The organism is Oricola indica (assembly GCF_019966595.1).
Lineage (GTDB): Bacteria > Pseudomonadota > Alphaproteobacteria > Rhizobiales > Rhizobiaceae > Oricola > Oricola indica.
In genome coordinates, this window is record NZ_JAINFJ010000008.1 from 151,719 (window position 1) to 168,862 (window position 17,144).

A 17,144-nucleotide genomic window follows, 5' to 3' on the forward strand; every position below is an offset into this window, starting at 1 on the left:
CGACGCCTTTCAGTTACCATCCCCCCGCCGCGGATCTGCAACGCGGCGGTGTCGGCATGCGAAGCGGATAGACGACGGGGCTATGGTCTGACCATGGCCCCGTTTGTCCACGCGGTGGGCGCTATGACGTTATTGCAGCGTGATGCCGGCCGATTCCACAACTGTTTTGAAGTTGTTGTACTCGGTTTCGAGCATCGATTCGAATTCGGCAGTCGGCGTCGGCGACGGCACGAAACCAGAAGCTTTCATCTTTGCATCGACTTCTTCATCGGCAAGAGCCTCGTCGAGCAGACCGCGCAACGTATCGATCCGGTCTTCGGGCGTGCCCTTCGGCGCCATGACCGCGAACCATGACCGTGCCTCAACATCGAGACCCTGTTCCTTCGCCGTCGGCAAGTCTCCCAGGCTGTCGACCCGGTCGGCACTGAGCACTGCAAGCGCGCGCGCCTTTCCGGATTCGATCAGCGGCACAGCGGCGTTTGGCGTCTCGATCATGTAGTCGACTTCTCCGCCAAGAAAGGCGGTGCGTGCGGCGGAGGTGCCCTTGAAGGGGATGTGCACCGCTTTCACGTCGGCCTTGGCAATGAGCATTTCCATGGCGAGATGCTGGACGGTGCCGACGCCGGGCGTGGCATAGTTCAACGCGTCCGGATTGGCCCGGCCGTAGTCCATCAGATCGCCAAGCGTCTCGTAGTCGGAGTCGGTACTCACCAGCAGGACGAATGGCGCCTGGGTGACGAGACCAATCGGGTCGAAGGAGCGATATCCGTCGAAGCCGAGATTGTTGTAGATATGCGGCGCGACGACCATCGCGGTGGAGGTCGCCATAAGCAGCGTGTAGCCGTCCGGCTCCGCCTCTGCGACGCGCGCCGCGCCGATGGTCGAGCCCGCCCCGGCGACGTTCTGCACCACGACCGGCTGGCCGATCCGGCTCGAGATCGCGTCGCCGATCAGGCGCCCAGCGGCATCCGTCGGTCCGCCGGCCTGGAACGGCACGACGAGAGTGATCGGGTGCGACGGATAGTCCTCGGCGAACGCCACCGTTGCCGCCAGCGCGGCGACAGCTCCGAGCGCGATGGCGCGCAGTTTTGAAATGGACATTCTCATATTCCTCCCTGGGTTCGGTAATCTTGCTAAAGGTCGGAGACCCGGCGGCGCAAACCTCTCGCGGGTATGAAAACCCTGGCGCCCTCCCGATCGACATGAAACTGTTACCTTAACGTTCCCTTCGGAAAAACAGATGCGCCGGAGATAGTGCCTATCGCAAAACGGCATAGTTTTTGCGAAATTATCTATCTTAGGATTAGATTGGCGAGGGAAGGCTGGCGATGCAGGCCGGCTTGCGCCGGATGGCGAATGCTAGAGCAGATCGAATGGCAGGATATCGGGAAAACATGACGGAAAAATCGCGCACGGTGTATCTGATCGCCCGTCTCTACTATCTGGTCCGCGAGCAGATGGATGCCGAGTTGGCAAAGGAGGAGATCACCTCGGTCCAGTACACGGTCCTCAGCCTCATCAGAGGCAGTGACGGGCTGTCGTCGGCGCAGCTCGCGCGCCGCTACCGGGTCAAGCCGCAATCGATGCACAAGACCGTGCGCGACCTGGAAGCCGCGGGTCTGATAGAGCGCGCCGCGGGCTGGGAGAACAAGAAGGCGCTGGTCGCGGTCCTCAGCGAGAAAGGGCGGGAGCGGCTGGCGCGTTGCGACACGCTCATCGACGCCTATGAGCGACAGCTGTTCCGGGACGCTCCGGCGGAAGACCTGGAAGCCTTCCGCCGCGTGGCGAAATCCTTGATGGAGCGGCCGGGACCTTGAGGTCCTGCGCGCGGATTCGGGTCATTCCGTCAGATGCGTATAGAACCGCGTGATCAGATAGGGCTCCATCGCTTCGGTGCCGCCTTCCTTGCCGTCCCCGGAATCGCCGATCCCACCGAATGGCAGTTCGGGGAAGACGAGGCCCTGGTGGTTGACCGATACCATGCCGCTCTCGATGCCGTTGATCGCCCGCGAGGCGTTGCGCGACGATCGCGTGAAGGCATAGGCGCCGAGGCCGACATCCAGTCGGTTCGCCTCCGCCAGCGCCTCTTCCTCCGTATTGAAGGACGCGAGCAGCGCGACCGGACCGAAAGGCTCCTCGTTCATGATCCGCATGGCGGGCGTTACACCGCTCAGGACGGTCGGCGCGAAGAAAAAACCGCGATTGCCGAGCCGGTTGCCGCCGCACTCGACACGCGCACCCTTCTGCGCAGCATCCGCAACCAGCGCTTCGAGCGCCGTCACGCGGCGGTCATGGGCAAGCGGTCCGACTTGCGTTCCCTCGTCCAGCCCGTCCCCGACCTTCAGCGCCTTCACCCCCGCGACGAAGCGTGCTGTGAATTCCTCCATCACCTCTGCCGCGACGAGGAAGCGGGTCGGGGAAATGCAGATCTGCCCCGCATTGCGATACTTCGCCGCGACGAGAACCTGCACGGCGCGTTCGAGATCGGCATCGGCGAAGATCAGCACCGGGGCGTGGCCGCCGAGTTCCATTGTCGTGCGTTTCAGGTGGCGGCCCGCGATTTCCGACAACCGGCGCCCCACGGCGGTGGAGCCGGTGAACGAAATCTTGCGGATTACCGGGTGGGCGATCAGATATTCCGAGATCTCGGCGGGGTGGCCGAACACGAGGTTGACCACATCCGGCGGCAACCCGGCGTCGATGAAGGCGGCGACAAGCCCGCAGCAGCTTGCCGGTGTTTCTTCCGGTCCCTTCAGTATGATGGAACAGCCGGCGGCGACTGCCGCGGCGATCTTGCGGGTCGCCTGGTTGATCGGGAAGTTCCATGGCGAGAAAGCCGCGACCGGGCCGATCGGCTGCTTGAACACGACCTGCATAACGCCGGGGAGACGCGCGGGAATTTGTCGTCCATAGGTGCGGCGGGCTTCCTCGGCGAACCATTCGATGATGTCGGCTGCGGCATTGGCCTCCTGCCGGGCTTCCGTCAGCGGCTTGCCGTGCTCCAGCGTCATGGCGCGCGCGATCGATTCCGCGCGCTCGCGCATCAGCGCGGCCGCTTTTCTCAGGACTTGCCCCCTGTCGAAGCCCGAAACGCGCGACCACGCCTCAAAGCCGCGTCGGGTCGAGGCAACGGCGCGCGAAAGGTCGTCGGTCGTCGCGACGGGCAGCAACCCGATCTGCTCCTCGGTCGCCGGATTGAGAACCGGGAGCGCCTCTGGCCGACCGGAACGAATCCATTCGCCGGCAATGAACAGGCCGGGTGCCGGGTAGTCATTTGACATGAAACTCTTCCTTCTTTCCTTTGTCTGCAAATCCGATCAACGACCGGGAAACGGGCTCCGACCATGAACATCGAAGACCTCAGAGCATTTGTCTGGGTGGCCGAAGCGGGCGGGTTTTCCCGAGCTTCGACCGAACACAGGGTCGCGCAATCTGCATTGAGCCGCCGCGTGGCGCGGCTGGAATCCGATCTCGGCACTGAACTGGTTCGGCGCGACGGACGCGGCGTTCGGCTGACCGAGCACGGGGTGCTGCTGCAGGAACGCTCGTCGCGCATCTTTGCCGAGATCGATGCGGTTAGAACGGAGATGTTCGAGCACTCTGACGAACCTCGCGGCGAGGTGACGCTGGCATTGCCGCCGACGACCGCTCAGGTCCTCGCTCCGCTGATCGCCAAGGCATTGAGCGAACGCTACCCGCAGGTAAGGTTGCGCATGTGGGAGGGATTCAGCGGCGCGATCCACAAATGGGTGGTATCGGGCGAGGTCGATATCGCCTTGCTCTACGAGCCGGAAGAGCGCTCCGACATTCGCGTCACGCCGCTTGTACGGGAACCGATCTACCTCATCGCTTCCCAAAGAATGCGCGAGGCGTTTCCGATTCTGAAGGAAGGGGCGCCTGTAAGGTTTTCTGACCTGCCGAAAATCCCGCTCATCCTGCCGACCAAGAGTCACAGCATTCGCAGCCTGATCGAGCGCAAGGCGATCGAGCGGCGGCTGAAGCTCGACCTGGCGTTCGAGGTGGACGGCATCCGTGCCACGAAGGCGATGGTCGCGGCCGGGCTGGGGTGCACGCTTTTCAGCTATGCCGGAGTGTATGAGGAACTGGCGGACGGGACGCTCGAAGTGTTCGAAACCACGCCGCGGCTGACCTGGACGCTGGCGCTTGGAGAGGCAAGGCATCACGATGCCAACCGGGCGGTGAGGGTGGTACGGAATCTTGTGCTTGAACAGCTGCATGCGCTGATGGACGGCGGATACTGGAAGGGAAGGTTTCTGGTTTCGAAACCCTCCTGATCCTTCGTACCCGCCGGCAGATTCAGATTTCCGTCGTGGTGACGTCGTCGCGAAATATCCAGTCGTAGCGCGCGATGATCGCTTCACGGCTCCATTCGCTGTCGATGAATTGCTTCGCCGTTTCGCTTGTCTTGAATGCGGCATTGTGGAAACGCCGGATGTTGTCGTTTGCGCCTTGTACCTTGCGGTTGGCGATCGGACTCCGGGTCTTCTCGTACTGGCTCAATGCCTTCACGGGATCATCGGCGTATTGTTCCAGGCATCGGCCGAGGATCACCGAATCCTCCACCGCCATGACCGCGCCTTGGGCGAGCAGCGGCAGGGTCGGATGACAGGCGTCGCCCAACAGGGCCACGCGGCCTTCGGCCCAGGTCTGGAGCGGCGGCCTGACCATCAGGGCCCATTTGAATTGGGAAGGCGCCGCCTCGATCAGCTTCTGAACATCCGGATGCCATCCGGCGAAGTCGTTGCGGAATTCTTCTTTCGATCCTTCCGTAGTCCAGGATTCGACCTGCCAGTCATCGCGCTCTGCGGTGGCGACCACGTTCATCAGCTTGCCGCCGCGAAGGGGATAGTGCACCACATGGCCGTTCGGGCCGACCCAGACAGTGGCGCGTGGCCGGCTCATCTCTTCAGGCAACCGGTCGAGCGGGATAACGCCGCGCCAGGCCAGCATGCCCGAGAACTTCGCCGGCTCGCTGCCGAAGAGGCCGTTGCGAATGACGGAATGAACGCCGTCGGCGCCGATCAGGATGTCGCCACTGGCGCTGCTCCCGTCAGCGAAGTTCAGCGTTACCGATTCCGCATCCTGGGTGAATCCGACACATTTTTTGTCGAGGTGGATCGCGTCGGGTTTCTTGCGGCGCACCGCATCAATCAGAACCTGCAGCAGGTCGGGCCGGTAGACGGTTAGATAGGGGTAGCCGTACCGGTGCAGCGCCTCGGTGCCGAGGTCGAACATTTCCCAGGTCGTGCCGGCATCCCACAGCCGGATTACCTTGTCGTCGGCATCCGACGACAACCGGGCCAGATCGTTGAAGACGCCGAGATGGTCGAGCGCGCGATTGCCGTTGGGGCTGATTTGCACGCCGGCTCCGACCTCTCCGAGCTCGGGCGCCTGTTCGTAGACCTCGACGTCGAATCCCCGATTGAGAAGCGAAAGAGCGGCAGCGGTGCCGCCGATTCCGCCGCCGGCGATGATGACTTTCGTCTTGCTGTTCATTCAGCCCTCCCAGGCTTCGCGGATGTAGAAGCCGAGCTTGTCGAGCGCCGGCCGGTCGTTGACTTCGAAAAGGTCGCAATCTTCGGCGGCCGTAATCTCGTGGCGCGCCCAGCCGGGCGCCGCGAAGACGTCGCCACGCTTGAAAGCGAAGCTCTGGTCGCCACTGGCGAAAGTGCCGGCCCCCTTGGTGACCGCGAAGATCCGGCTGGCGGTGTCGCGCTGTGGCCCGATCCGTGCGCCGGCCGGCATGCGGATGCAGGTCAGATCCATGGTCAGCATGTGTTCGGCCGAAGCGAGCAGGTGGCGGCACACGCCGTTCTCGTCCGGGGCCGCCTCGTCCAGGGCGGCGTCGATATCTGCGCGCTTGAACCAGTAGGGATGGGCCACGGGCTCTTCTGCGACCGTTTGATAAACGTCGGGATGCTCTTCGTAGAACATCGGCTCAAGCCGATGCACCAGCGGCACGTCGAGGAAGTCGATCCAGCAGGCGGTATCGGCGCCTTCGTTGTAATGGCTGTGCCAGCAGCCGCCGGGCGTAAGCAGCACGTCGCCGGGGATCATCGGAATTTTCACGCCGTTGACGACGGTAAAGAGGCCGGGGCCGGCATCCAGCACCAGGCGGAGCGCATTCGGCGTGTGGCGGTGAGCGCGGGCATGTTCGTTGGGCTTGATCATCTGGTAGGCGCTCACCAGCGTCCGGACCGTGTCGTAGTCGTTGTCGCCCACCGGATTGAACATCAGCAGGTTGCGGCGTTCGGCCAGCTCGGTGTCGATCCACTGGCTGGCCTTCTCCAGCGCCGCATAGGCTTCGGCATAGGACCAGTGCCGTGGCGTGAACTCCGTTGCAGGCTCTTTCCACAGCGAGCGGCGCTTCTTGTGCCAGCCGGCGGTGTATCGGGCCTCGTTGAAGACAGGGTAGAGGTCATCCAGTCCCTTGGCGGCGTTGATTTTCTCGGTCGTGTTCATCGTGTCTCTCCGTATTGTTTGAGCTCAGGCGCCGCGCTTGAATTCATAAGGCTTGTCGAAAACCACGTTCGCGCCGTACCTGCCTGCGATCACGGGCAGGGACATCCGACCGACACCGGCCACATCGATGGTCACCGTGTCGCCGGGATTGATCGGCCCGACGCCTGCGGGCGTACCGGTGGCGATGATGTCGCCGGGATACAGCGTCATGGCGGAAGCGGCGATCGCCACCATGTTCGGCATGTCAACGATCAGGTCGCGGCTGTTGGCGTGCTGGCGCAATTCATCGTTCACCCACAGCCGCATCTCGATGTCGGACGGATCGGCGATCTCGTCGCGGGTCACAATCCACGGGCCGATCGGCGTGAACGTGTCGTAGGACTTGCGCATTACGCGCTCCTCCTTGCCGCGAACGGTGATGTCCATCAGGCAGGCGAAGCCGAAGACGTGATCCATCGCTTCCTCGACCGGAATACCGCGGCATTCCTTGCCGATGACCAGGCCGATCTCGCATTCGTGGTGGAATTCGCGCCCATCGATGTTGGGCGTTTCGATGGCATCGGCCGGACCGATGATCGAGGAATTTGCCTTCAGGAAGAAACCCTGAATATTGGCGAGCCCGGTTGAGGTCATCTCGCGGGCGTGATCGTGATAATTGACCGGATAGGCGATCAGCTTGTTGGGCCAGGGGACCGGTGTCTCGAGCCTGACCTCGTCCAGTGACTTGGCCGGGCGGCTCGCGACGGCCTCCTCGAGGGGGCCGCGCAGGCGATCGAATTCCGCAATCATGCGAAGCGGTCCAACCGGCGGCCATTCTCCGGACTCTACGCCGGCCAAGTCGGTCACGTCGGTAATCCCGGCCTCGGTGACAATTCCGATCCTGCCTCCGTCAAATCGCGCAATTTTCATGTCTGTCCTGTCTCCTTGCATGTATCGGCAAACCATCGGCTCGCACGGTTGCGAGAGATTAGGAGGCAGAGCGCATCGTAAAAATAGATGGAATGGAGATTGATCCCATCGCACATCGGGATGGATTGGAAAGCCGTTCCATTGGAAATAATCGTTCTATTCCAATAAGAAACGCCGCATTCCGTACGTTCGTTCGAATTTCACAGCCGCGCTTGACACGCAGGGTGGCGCGGCATTATGCATATTATCAGCTAAACTGAGAAAATAGCAGCATATCTGATTATATCACCCATAGGGAGAGACGCATGGCAAAGACTGCGGAAGGTGTTCCGGGCGGCAAGAACGTCACGGTGGAATTCGAGGATGGTATCGCGTGGGTCCGGCTGAACCGGCCCGAAAAACGCAACGCGATGAGCCTGGAACTCGGCTATGAGATGAACGAGGTCATGGACGCGCTGGAGCTGGACGAGCGTTGCGGCGTCTTTGTCCTGACCGGCGAGGGCGAAGCTTTCTCCGCTGGCATGGATTTGAAGGGGTTCTTCCGTGAAACCGACGGCATGTCGGATCTTCATCGCAAGCGGGCCTACCGCGTGAACCGCGACTGGCAGTGGCGGCGGCTGATGATGTACGGAAAGCCGACCATCGCCATGGTCAATGGCTGGTGTTTCGGCGGGGCGTTCACGCCGCTGATCTGCTGCGATCTCGCCATCGCGTCCGAAGATGCGGTTTTCGGCCTGTCGGAGGTCAACTGGGGGATCATCCCGGGCGGGGTGGTGCCGAAAGCGGTGCAGACGCTGGTGAACGACCGTCAGGCGCTCTACTACATGATGACCGGCGAGACATTCAAAGGCGCCAAGGCTGCGGAACTCGGGCTTGTGAACGAAGCCGTTCCGGCCGACCGGCTGACGGAGCGGACCAGAGAGTTGGCCAAGGTGCTTTTGGGCAAGAATCCGCTGGTGCTGCGCAATACCAAACTGTCCTATCGCTACATCCAGGAGATGTCGTGGGAGGAAGCGGGTGAATATCTGATGGCCAAGGGCGACCAGACGACCTTTATGGATCCGGAGAAAGGCCGCACCGAGGGCATCAAGCAGTTCCTCGATGACAAGACCTACAAACCCGGCCTGGGCGCGTATTCGCGTTCGTGATCCGGGTGGCCGGGCCCCGCAGGTTAAGCGGGGCTTGGCGGTCGGGTGATTTGCCCTCAGAGGTCGGATTCAGGGAGAAAGCTCATGGATAGACGAGCCCCAATCGAGCGGCTGCTCAGGCCGCGATCCGTTGCGGTCGTTGGCGCGTCGGCGACCCGGAAGGCGTTGGCGAACAGCGTTCTCGACAATCTGGCACGCGCAAAGTTTGCTGGTGCGGTCCACGTCGTTCATCCGAAGGCATCCGAAATCGAAGGACGGAAGGCGGTACCGTCATTGGCCGAGCTGCCCGAGAACGTCGATTGTGTCGTGCTCGCGATTCCGGCTGCCGCCGTGCTGCAGGCCGTGCGTGATTGCGCGGCGCGCAAGGTCGGCGGCGTCATCGTTTTTTCCGCGGGCTTCGCGGAACTGGGCGAGGAAGGGCGCGCCGCACAGGACGAGATCCGCAGTATCGCCCGCGATGCGAATATGGCGGTCGAGGGGCCGAACTGCCTCGGCATGATGAATTTCGTCGATGGCATTCCGCTCACCTTCAGCGCGACCGACCTCGTTCCGGTCACGGCGCCTGGTATTGGTATCGTCTCGCAGAGCGGGGCGATGGCCGTGGTCGTGCGCGGCGCCTTTCATGGCCGCAACCTGGCTGTCAGCTATGCGATATCGACCGGAAACGAGGCCGCCAACGGGATCGAGGACTTCCTCGAATTCCTGCTGGATGACGCAAGCACCCGCGTGATTGCGATGATCGGCGAACAGTTGCGCGACGCGCGGCGTTTTCTCGAACTCGCCGGCCGGGCGCGCGAGATCGGCAAGCCGATCATTCTTCTTCATCCGGGCAAGTCCGTCGCGGCCCGCGAAGCCGCGAAAACCCATACAGGCGCGATGGCAGGCGACAACGAGGTCATGCGCGCGATGGCGCGCGGCAAGGGCGTGACCGTCGTCGACACGCTTGAACAGCTTATCGACGTCACCGAGTTCGTTCAGCGCTTCGGTTTTCCGTCCGGATCGGGCCTGAGCGTGATCGGCGAGTCCGGTGCGCTCAGTGCGCATCTACTGGACTATTGCGAGGAGCAGGGCGTTCCGTTGCCGTCCCCCGAGGGTGTGGTCGCCGAGCGGTTGGCCGCCATGGCTCCGGGCTTCATACAGCCAGCCAATCCGCTGGATCTGACCGCGCAGGCGATGACCAATCCCGATATCTACCGCCAGTCGCTCGACGCGATCGGCGCCGACGAGCGGGTCGGCGTGGCAATGCTTGCGATCAGCCTGACGAGCCGGGCGATGGCGGAGCGCAAGATGCCCCCGCTCATCGATATCCTGCGCCGCCACGAGCGATCGAAGCCAATTATCTTTTCGATGGTCGGCGACGATGCCGATATCGGCAGCGATTACATTGCCGAACTCAGGTCACTCGGCATTCCGTTCTACCGTTCTCCCGAGCGGGCAGTGCGCGCCATTTCGGTGCTGTTGGCTGCAGAGCCGCAGCGCGATGATCGCGCACTGCCGTCGCCCGCTCCGGATTTTGGCGTCAGGCAGGGCATGTTGTCCGAGGCGGAGTCGAAGGAATTGCTGCGTGGCGCCGGCCTTCCCGTTCCCGAGTTTCGCATAGCGCAGACCGCCGACGAGGGCGTCCTCGCCGCGGAGGCGCTCGGCTATCCCGTCGTCATCAAGGTGCATTCCGCGCATCTGCCGCACAAGAGCGATGTCGGCGGGGTGGTTCTCGGACTTGCCGACGAGGCGGCGCTGCGCGCTGGCTGGCAACGCATGATGGACAATCTGGCGCGTAACGCACCCGATGCTCCGGTCGAGGGCGTTCTTGTCGAGAGAATGGCGAGAAAGGGCGTCGAACTCATCGTTGGCGCGCGTAACGACCCGCAATGGGGCCCGGTCGTTCTCGTCGGTCTCGGCGGCGTTTACACGGAACTGTTCAAGGATCTGAAGTTGTTGCCGGCAACCAGCACGAAGGCGCAAGTGATTGAAGCGCTAGACCGGTTGAAGGGCGCACAGCTTCTGCAAGGCTATCGCGGCAGTGCCGTATGTGACCTGGAAGCGGTCGCGCAAGCCGTCTGCGGATTGGGAGACTTCGTCGCGCGATATCCGCGGGTGGCCGAAGTCGAGATCAACCCGCTCCTGGTCTATGGCGCGGGCGAGGGAACGCGCGCTCTCGATGCGCTTGTTCGCGTGGAATAGGGAAAGAATATAATGGATTTTGCGATCTCCGACGAACAGAAGATGCTCGTCGAGACGGTGGCCACGATCATGCAGCGCCATGCGTCCGCCGAGGAAATCGGACATTGGGATGCGGAACGCAGCTATCCCGAGGAGCTCTACAGTAAATGGGCCGAAGCGGGTCTGATCCAGTTGCCCTTTCCCGAAGAGTATGGCGGGCTCGGCGGCGATGCTTCCGACGTGGCTCTGCTCGTCGAGGAAATCTCGAAGCACAGCAGCGATCTCTGCATGCCCTATTCGAGCGCGATTTTCTGCGGACTGAACATCCTGCGCAACGGCACCGAGGCGCAGAAACAACACTGGTTGCCGAAGATTCTGAGCGGGGAGCAGAAGATGCTGATCGGCATTTCCGAGCCCGGCGCGGGATCGGACGCGACAGCGATGACCACCCACGCCGTTCGCGAGGGCGACCACTACCGCATTAACGGACAGAAGCTCTGGGTCACCGGAGCAGGCCTGAAGGACGCTATGCTCAGCGTCTATCTGAAAACCGACCGAACGGTTTCGCACCGGGAGGGAGTTTCGCTTTTCCTGATCGACAGCAAGGCGCCGGGCGTCAGGCTGCGCAAGCTCGACATGCTCGGGCGCCGGTGCAGCGGTACCTACGAGGTCTTCTTCACCGACGCGCTGGTGCCCGCCGAAAACCTGATCGGCGGCGAGGGACATGGCTGGCAATGCCTGATGTCGGGCCTGCAATACGAACGCGCGGTTTCGGCGGCATCGAGTTGCGGCGGAGCGCAAGGCGTGGTCGATCTCGTCACCGCCTATGTGAAAGAACGCGTGCAGTTCGGCCGGCCGATCGGCACATTCCAGGCAATCGCCCACCGTATCGCGGACATGCAAACGCAGGTCGACGCCGCCAGGATGCTGACGTTACGGGCGATCTGGTTGTCGGGCTCCGGGGCGAACGCGCTGCGCGAGATATCGGAGGCCAAGCTTTTTGCCTCTGAAACCTACGTGAAAGTGGCGGCCGAAGGGGTGCAGCTGATGGGCGCCTACGGGCTGAGCCGAGAATACGCCATGGAGCGCCATTATCGCGACGCGCGCAGTGCTACGATCGCTGCGGGGACATCGGAGACCTTGCGCAATCTGATTGCGGCTCTGATGGGTCTTAAGTCGAAGTGAACGCCTTCTTCCCTTGTTCTGAGGCAAGGAGGCCGTGATGGGGATCGGCAATTTCAGTGACGGCTTGAGCCGCGATGCAGTGGCGCAGACAACTGAGCGCCGCTATTCAGTCGCGGAGGTTTCGAAGCGGCTCGGCGTGAGCCGCCACTCGCTCCATGCGCGGAAGCCTTGACGGCGAATGACGGCAAAGACCGCCAAGGGACCCCGCCAGAATCCACTGCTGTCAGATTGGCAGGCCCAGCGTAGCATCGTCGCTACGCGCTGAGAGCACTTATTCTTCACGACATGAATGACCATGTGAGCATCGCGATTCGGCGATGCTTTGCCGATGGGGTCTTTGCAAACTGTCACTCTGGAATTCCGGAACAGAGATTTTTCGAAATTCAAAAGCGGATTCGGGGCCGAGTTGTCGTCTCAGTTTGGAGGCGCACCGGCTAATTCGCGGATAATTCGAAGCAGTCTGAAGGCGAAATTGGAAACGCAATTTCGCAAGGGGCGCTTGGCCGGCGAACCCGGATTCGAGCCGCGGCTGACAAACATCCGAACCGAAGGAATATGGGCGCTTTATCCGGTACCGAACAAAGACCGGACAGCGAAAAAGCCAATTCAGAAATCTGTTGAGAAAACTGGCACGCCCAACGGGACTCGAACCCGTGTTTCCGCCGTGAAAGGGCGGCGTCCTAGACCGCTAGACGATGGGCGCGGATCAGGTCACGGGTCTATAGAAACATTCTTCGCGGTCCGCAAGCCCGATTGCCGCGCCTTTTCATGATTTTTTGCCACAAGCGGATGAAGGTCTGATTTCGCGTGGCTCATGACGGTTTTCCCGCACCGCAAGCCAAGCGAGAACGTGTGGAAAAATTCAGGAAATCAGGGAGTTGCGGCTATTTGCGGCGACGGCAGCGCCAGTTCCAGTCGCGCTTCGGGCCGATATCGATATGGACGGATTGCGTGTGGCAATAGGTGCCCACGCCGCCGCGCCCCGGCATGTCGCGAAGATAGGACGCCAACTCGGTCTTGCTCACGCCTTCGATCTGGATATCGGCGGCCGAACAGTACATGTGCAACGAGTTCGACGCGCCGCTGGCTTTCTTGTTGCGCGAAGGCGAACGGAAGCCCGAAGTAACCACGACGCTGCGGCCGTAATGGCCCTCTACCTGCTTGAGCACCCGGACGAGGGCAGGCTTCAGGCAACTGATATCCACCTTGTCGTGCTGGACACGCAAGCCATTCGGAGCGAGCCGCGCGAGGCCGGCGGCCGATGCGACGCGAATTGGCTTGTCGTTCTTGTCGGCGGATGCGCCTGCAGAATTGTTGAGGCCGAGCGCGCGGTCACGGTCGACGCCGGGCAATGCTCCGGCGCTGGCGCTCGCGATGAGCGGACGGGCTTTCTTGTCCGGAGCGCTCCAGAGTTCGGCGGTGGCGCCGTTCTGTGAAACCGGTGCGGGCGGCACGACCGCTTTGCGGGCGCTGCCGTTGCGATTGGAAAACAGCGAGAGGAGGGCGCCGGTGCGCTTGGCTATGCCGGATACCGGTGGCCGAGGTGTCGTGTCGATCTGCGGTCCGGCAGCGGAATAAATCCGCGCCGTCGCGGCATCCAGATTGTCGTCGCTTCCGCCGGGCGCGGCGGGAAATTCGTTGTTGGCCGTTGCCGGAACGGCGGTCGTCGATCCCGTCGTCAGCGGCTCGTCACCGGCATAAGCCGCAACCGTCGTGGACTCTTCATCTCCAAGCGCTGCCGGCGGGGTGGCCGCTAATGCACCCTCGGCATCCATGCCCGAAAATGCCGCTTCGTCTGTGAAGGAGAAACCCTGGCCGGCCTGTGACGTGCTGATCGCGGACGGGTCGAGCGCCGATGCCATGCACCCGCTCAGGCTCGTGGCCGCAACCAGAATGGCCAGCCAACGAAGGCGCCTGCCGGTAAGGCTGTAAGCTGTGTTGCCGGTCAATGTCCCGCCTTGTGTCCCCAAAACGCGTGCGATGTAGCTTGTAAGCCACCATCGCGGTAAATGGAAGGTTACCCGAATACCGCATGATTCTACAAATGCACGCCTTAGCCCGCCATCTGCCGCTAGACGGCAAATCGGGCCAAAACGTGATTTGTCGCGAAAAACCGGTCGAAACCTACCAGGATCCGGTGTTTTCCATCGATGCCCAGGGCTCTGCCTTCTCCAGCGCGTCGCCCTTCTGCAGCAGCTCGATCGAGATGCCGTCGGGCGAGCGGACAAAGGCCATGTGGCCATCGCGCGGCGGCCGGTTGATCGTGACGCCGCTTTTGGCGAGTTTCTCGCAAGTCTCGTAAATGTTGTCGACGGCATAGGCGAGGTGGCCGAAATTGCGCCCGCCCTCGTAGTCTTCCGGGTCCCAATTGTAGGTCAGTTCCACCATCGGGGCTCCCGAGGTTTCTGCCGCCTGCCTGTCGTCGGGCGCGGCGAGAAAGATCAGCGTGAACCGTCCGCCCTCGTTTTCGATGCGGCGCACTTCGACAAGGCCGAGCTTGTTGCAATAGAAGTCTAGCGACTCGTCGATGTCGCGCACGCGAACCATGGTGTGCAGATAGCGCATTGTGTTTGTCTCCGTTTTCCGTCCGGTTTTGTAGTGTCCGTATCGCTCGGCGCAAGGGGAGGAAGTGCCCGGTTCGCGCGGACGGAACCGAAAAAACGTAACGATGTGTGAAAAACCAAGTTTCTGCCTTGTGGTGATCGGACCTGCCGATGCTATCCTCCAAAAAGAGAATCAGTGTCGGTTATCGGGACAAAAGCGCTACTCATGGGGGAAAAAGGATCATCGGCAGCTAGCCTTGGACGTGTCGCCGCACAATCCGAAAGCCCGGACGTTTTCGAGATTTCCGGCGCCATCAAGTGGTTCGACGTCGCCAAGGGTTTCGGCTTCATCGTCCCGGACCAGGAAGGTCTAGGCGACGTGATGCTGCATGTGACCTGCCTGCGTCGCGACGGGTATCAGACTGCTCTCGAAGGTGCGCGCATCGTCTGCGAGGCGCGCGTCGGCGACCGGGGCCTTCAGGCCTTCCATGTCGTGTCGATGGACAATTCCACCGCCGTGCATCCGGGCGAGTCCGAACAGAAGACCCATGTGCACGTGACGCCGACGAGCGGGCTCGAGCGCGTGATCGTGAAGTGGTTCAACCGCACAAAGGGGTTTGGCTTCGTCACGCGCGGCGAGGGCACCGAGGACATCTTCGTCCACATGGAAACCCTGCGCCGCTTCGGTCTGACCGAATTGCGCGCCGGACAGGTGGTCATCGTCCGGTTCGGCAATGGCGACAAGGGTCTCATGGCGGCGGAGATTTATCCCGATCTCGGCACACAAATGCCATCTCCGCATTGATGAATAGCGCCGGTTGAACGGACCGGATGTCATGAAACGATTTCTCCTCATTCTTCGCGCCCTGATGCTGGGCGCAATGCTTGTTGCAGCGCCAGCGGCAATTGTTCACGCGCAGGGTGCGGCGACCGGTTCGCCGATGCTGCTGCCTGTCGACGACACGCCGCTGACGGTGGAACGTGACGGCAAGGTGATAGCCACTTTCGATATCGAGGTGGCCGACAGCCCGACGGAACGGTCGCGCGGACTGATGTTCCGCGATGTTTTCCCCGATGACCGCGCCATGCTGTTCGTCTTCGAAAAGACACGCCCCGTGGCTTTCTGGATGCAAAATACGCCGCGGCCTCTGGACATGCTGTTTATCCTGCCTGACGGCGAATTGAGTTCGATCGCGGCGGACACGACGCCGTTTTCGGTCGAGGGCGTTCCGTCGAAGGAAGCGGTGCGCTATGTTCTTGAAATCAATGCCGGGTTGAGCGAGCGGTACGGCCTGAAACCAGGAGATCTGTTCGTGCATCCGACAATTTCGGCTGGTGGACGACAGTAATGGTTGCCGTCGCCGGTTGGCCGTTGTATGCGACGGTTTCCGCCGAAACGCGGTGTGTCGGAGCGTAGCGCAGCCTGGTAGCGCATCTGGTTTGGGACCGTCGGTTTTCACCGGCGGTTTTTGTTTTTGATCAATAGCTTGGCGGCTTTGGCGTCGGAATTCGTGGTGTTTTCCATGGCGTTTTCCGCATAATGGCGCGCGTGGGCGGCCTCCAGACCGGCTCGCAGATCCTTCTTTGTCAGGTGCGCATAGCGCATCGTCGTGGCGATCTCCTCGTGGCCGAGCAGGTCGCGGACCATGCGCAGGTCGCCGGTGGCGCGGGCTACGCGGCTGGCGGCGGTGTGGCGCATGTCGTGAAAGCGGAAATTCTCGACGCCGGAATCCTCGCGGGCGCGCCGCCACTCCGTCTTCAACCCGTCATAGGTGACCGGATAGCGCCGGCCGCGCACGCGACGCTCGCCTCCGATGTCGCGCGTCTTCTCGGCGACGAAGGTAAAGACGGCGGTCGGATGGTGGTCCTTCGCTGCCCAGAGCAGCTCGAAGATCGGCCGCGTCATCGGCAGCGTGCGCGCCTTGTCACCCTTGCCGGTGACGGTGAACTCCTTGTTGAAGAAATCGACGTCCTTCCAGATCAGCCCGACGATCTCGGCCATGCGGCAGCCGGTCAGGAAGGCGAAGTCGATGACATGGCGATAGTCTGGCCGGACGGCGGCGCGCAGTTTCTGCTCCTCCTCGGCCGTTGCCTCGCGCACATGCTCGCGTTTCACCGGCAAGGTATGGCGCTTCCATTCAATACGCTGCACCTTCTGTTCCCAGACCTCGTCGGCCCGGCGCAGGATGCCGCGCAACGGTTCGATGACCTGGAGGTTCACGGTCTTGTTCGCGACTTGATCGGATCTTCGTTTGGCGACCAGCTCGGCGACGCGGCGGTTGCCGATTGAAGCGATGGGCGTTGCGCCGCCGATCTCGCGCGTCAGCCATGCCAGCGCGCGTTCGGTGTCCTGCACATTGCGGTGAAACTGTCCGACCTCGGACCAGTAGAGCGCGACGGCCTGGCGAAAGGTTAGCGGCTTCTTGCGGTCGGCTTCTTCGGATTTGAGCTTTTCGCGGAGCCGCTTTTCGAATTTCTCGGCTTCCCGGCGATCTGTCTGTCCAGTCGAGCCAGAAAATCGACGACCTTTGGATCGAAAGTCATAGATGTACTCCGGCTCGCGCGTTCCGTCGGCTCTTTTCGGTCGGTAGACGGACATCCGCTTCGCTCCTCCATGAACACGGCCAGCGCCTCCGGCCGATAGCGGCGCGTCACGCGCTCGCCCGCGCCGACATTAACGAACGGAATAGGCAGCTCGCGCAAGTGCTTCGGCGTG

The 17,144-nt window shown here is 62.1% G+C and carries 15 protein-coding genes, 1 tRNA gene and 1 pseudogene; 8 read left to right on the plus strand and 9 right to left on the minus strand.

From position 1 onward, the window contains the following. Nucleotides 1-129 precede the first annotated feature (129 nt). Entirely contained in the window at nucleotides 130-1,101 is a 972-nt protein-coding gene (locus LC343_RS18720) for a Bug family tripartite tricarboxylate transporter substrate binding protein (RefSeq protein WP_223478698.1), read from the minus strand. 293 nt (nucleotides 1,102-1,394) lie between these two features. Here LC343_RS18720 and LC343_RS18725 point away from each other — a divergent pair, with 293 nt between their 5' ends. Next, nucleotides 1,395-1,817: a MarR family winged helix-turn-helix transcriptional regulator gene (locus LC343_RS18725; RefSeq protein ID WP_223478699.1), complete on the plus strand. Its 423-nt coding sequence runs from the start codon at nucleotides 1,395-1,397 to the stop codon at nucleotides 1,815-1,817. A gap of 21 nt (nucleotides 1,818-1,838) precedes the next feature. Here LC343_RS18725 and LC343_RS18730 read toward each other — a convergent pair whose 3' ends face one another. Then, on the minus strand, nucleotides 1,839-3,281 hold the full coding sequence (locus LC343_RS18730) for an NAD-dependent succinate-semialdehyde dehydrogenase (protein ID WP_223478700.1): 1,443 nt from the start codon (nucleotides 3,279-3,281) through the stop codon (nucleotides 1,839-1,841). 63 nt (nucleotides 3,282-3,344) lie between these two features. Here LC343_RS18730 and LC343_RS18735 point away from each other — a divergent pair, with 63 nt between their 5' ends. Beyond that, entirely contained in the window at nucleotides 3,345-4,295 is a 951-nt protein-coding gene (locus LC343_RS18735; protein WP_223478701.1) for a LysR family transcriptional regulator, read from the plus strand. A 22-nt stretch (nucleotides 4,296-4,317) separates the two neighbouring features. On the opposite strand, the gene LC343_RS18740 is transcribed toward LC343_RS18735, so the two are convergent. From LC343_RS18740 to LC343_RS18750, 3 genes are read right to left on the minus strand one after another with little or no spacing between them, the layout of a single operon-like run. Then, nucleotides 4,318-5,517, minus strand: coding sequence for an FAD-dependent monooxygenase (locus tag LC343_RS18740; RefSeq protein WP_223478702.1), 1,200 nt, complete (start codon nucleotides 5,515-5,517; stop codon nucleotides 4,318-4,320). Further along, the gene (locus LC343_RS18745) at nucleotides 5,518-6,483 is read right to left on the minus strand and encodes a cupin domain-containing protein (protein ID WP_223478703.1); all 966 of its coding nucleotides are present in this window, start codon (nucleotides 6,481-6,483) and stop codon (nucleotides 5,518-5,520) included. It lies immediately after the preceding gene. A gap of 24 nt (nucleotides 6,484-6,507) precedes the next feature. Further along, entirely contained in the window at nucleotides 6,508-7,392 is an 885-nt protein-coding gene (locus LC343_RS18750) for a fumarylacetoacetate hydrolase family protein (RefSeq protein WP_223478704.1), read from the minus strand. A gap of 305 nt (nucleotides 7,393-7,697) precedes the next feature. Here LC343_RS18750 and LC343_RS18755 point away from each other — a divergent pair, with 305 nt between their 5' ends. The 4 genes and pseudogenes from LC343_RS18755 to LC343_RS18770 all read left to right on the plus strand — a co-directional run. Continuing rightward, nucleotides 7,698-8,540, plus strand: a complete 843-nt coding sequence (locus LC343_RS18755; RefSeq protein WP_223478705.1) for a p-hydroxycinnamoyl CoA hydratase/lyase — start codon at nucleotides 7,698-7,700, stop codon at nucleotides 8,538-8,540. A gap of 84 nt (nucleotides 8,541-8,624) precedes the next feature. Continuing rightward, entirely contained in the window at nucleotides 8,625-10,721 is a 2,097-nt protein-coding gene (locus LC343_RS18760; protein WP_223478706.1) for an acetate--CoA ligase family protein, read from the plus strand. A gap of 12 nt (nucleotides 10,722-10,733) precedes the next feature. Continuing rightward, the gene (locus tag LC343_RS18765; RefSeq protein ID WP_223478707.1) at nucleotides 10,734-11,885 is read left to right on the plus strand and encodes an acyl-CoA dehydrogenase family protein; all 1,152 of its coding nucleotides are present in this window, start codon (nucleotides 10,734-10,736) and stop codon (nucleotides 11,883-11,885) included. A 37-nt stretch (nucleotides 11,886-11,922) separates the two neighbouring features. After that, nucleotides 11,923-12,045, plus strand: a pseudogene (locus LC343_RS18770) (transposase); the annotation flags it as partial. 467 nt (nucleotides 12,046-12,512) lie between these two features. Here the strand turns inward: LC343_RS18770 and LC343_RS18775 are convergent. The 3 genes from LC343_RS18775 to gloA form a co-directional block, all read right to left on the minus strand. Continuing rightward, nucleotides 12,513-12,588: transfer RNA gene (locus LC343_RS18775), tRNA-Glu, on the minus strand. A gap of 181 nt (nucleotides 12,589-12,769) precedes the next feature. Then, entirely contained in the window at nucleotides 12,770-13,747 is a 978-nt protein-coding gene (locus tag LC343_RS18780) for a YcbK family protein (protein WP_223478708.1), read from the minus strand. A 262-nt stretch (nucleotides 13,748-14,009) separates the two neighbouring features. Next, nucleotides 14,010-14,450, minus strand: coding sequence for a lactoylglutathione lyase (gene gloA, locus LC343_RS18785; RefSeq protein ID WP_223478709.1), 441 nt, complete (start codon nucleotides 14,448-14,450; stop codon nucleotides 14,010-14,012). A 204-nt stretch (nucleotides 14,451-14,654) separates the two neighbouring features. On the opposite strand from gloA, the gene LC343_RS18790 reads away from it, so the two are divergent. Then, nucleotides 14,655-15,233 (plus strand): cold-shock protein, encoded by a 579-nt coding sequence (locus LC343_RS18790; protein WP_223478710.1) that lies wholly within the window; start codon nucleotides 14,655-14,657, stop codon nucleotides 15,231-15,233. 31 nt (nucleotides 15,234-15,264) lie between these two features. Next, a complete protein-coding gene (locus LC343_RS18795) occupies nucleotides 15,265-15,777 on the plus strand; it encodes a DUF192 domain-containing protein (RefSeq protein ID WP_223478711.1) in 513 nt (170 codons plus the stop codon). 107 nt (nucleotides 15,778-15,884) lie between these two features. Here LC343_RS18795 and LC343_RS18800 read toward each other — a convergent pair whose 3' ends face one another. After that, complete coding sequence (locus LC343_RS18800; RefSeq protein WP_223478712.1) at nucleotides 15,885-17,027, minus strand: tyrosine-type recombinase/integrase; 1,143 nt, start codon at nucleotides 17,025-17,027, stop codon at nucleotides 15,885-15,887. Nucleotides 17,028-17,144 lie beyond the last annotated feature (117 nt).

Coding starts and splice junctions, on each gene's coding strand:
- LC343_RS18720 (WP_223478698.1), bottom strand. CDS start 1,101: ATGTCCATTTCAAAACTGCGCGCCATCGCGCTCGGAGCTGTCGCCGCG.
- LC343_RS18725 (WP_223478699.1), top strand. CDS start 1,395: ATGACGGAAAAATCGCGCACGGTGTATCTGATCGCCCGTCTCTACTAT.
- LC343_RS18730 (WP_223478700.1), bottom strand. CDS start 3,281: ATGTCAAATGACTACCCGGCACCCGGCCTGTTCATTGCCGGCGAATGG.
- LC343_RS18735 (WP_223478701.1), top strand. CDS start 3,345: ATGAACATCGAAGACCTCAGAGCATTTGTCTGGGTGGCCGAAGCGGGC.
- LC343_RS18740 (WP_223478702.1), bottom strand. CDS start 5,517: ATGAACAGCAAGACGAAAGTCATCATCGCCGGCGGCGGAATCGGCGGC.
- LC343_RS18745 (WP_223478703.1), bottom strand. CDS start 6,483: ATGAACACGACCGAGAAAATCAACGCCGCCAAGGGACTGGATGACCTC.
- LC343_RS18750 (WP_223478704.1), bottom strand. CDS start 7,392: ATGAAAATTGCGCGATTTGACGGAGGCAGGATCGGAATTGTCACCGAG.
- LC343_RS18755 (WP_223478705.1), top strand. CDS start 7,698: ATGGCAAAGACTGCGGAAGGTGTTCCGGGCGGCAAGAACGTCACGGTG.
- LC343_RS18760 (WP_223478706.1), top strand. CDS start 8,625: ATGGATAGACGAGCCCCAATCGAGCGGCTGCTCAGGCCGCGATCCGTT.
- LC343_RS18765 (WP_223478707.1), top strand. CDS start 10,734: ATGGATTTTGCGATCTCCGACGAACAGAAGATGCTCGTCGAGACGGTG.
- LC343_RS18780 (WP_223478708.1), bottom strand. CDS start 13,747: ATGGCATCGGCGCTCGACCCGTCCGCGATCAGCACGTCACAGGCCGGC.
- gloA (WP_223478709.1), bottom strand. CDS start 14,450: ATGCGCTATCTGCACACCATGGTTCGCGTGCGCGACATCGACGAGTCG.
- LC343_RS18790 (WP_223478710.1), top strand. CDS start 14,655: ATGGGGGAAAAAGGATCATCGGCAGCTAGCCTTGGACGTGTCGCCGCA.
- LC343_RS18795 (WP_223478711.1), top strand. CDS start 15,265: ATGAAACGATTTCTCCTCATTCTTCGCGCCCTGATGCTGGGCGCAATG.
- LC343_RS18800 (WP_223478712.1), bottom strand. CDS start 17,027: ATGTCCGTCTACCGACCGAAAAGAGCCGACGGAACGCGCGAGCCGGAG.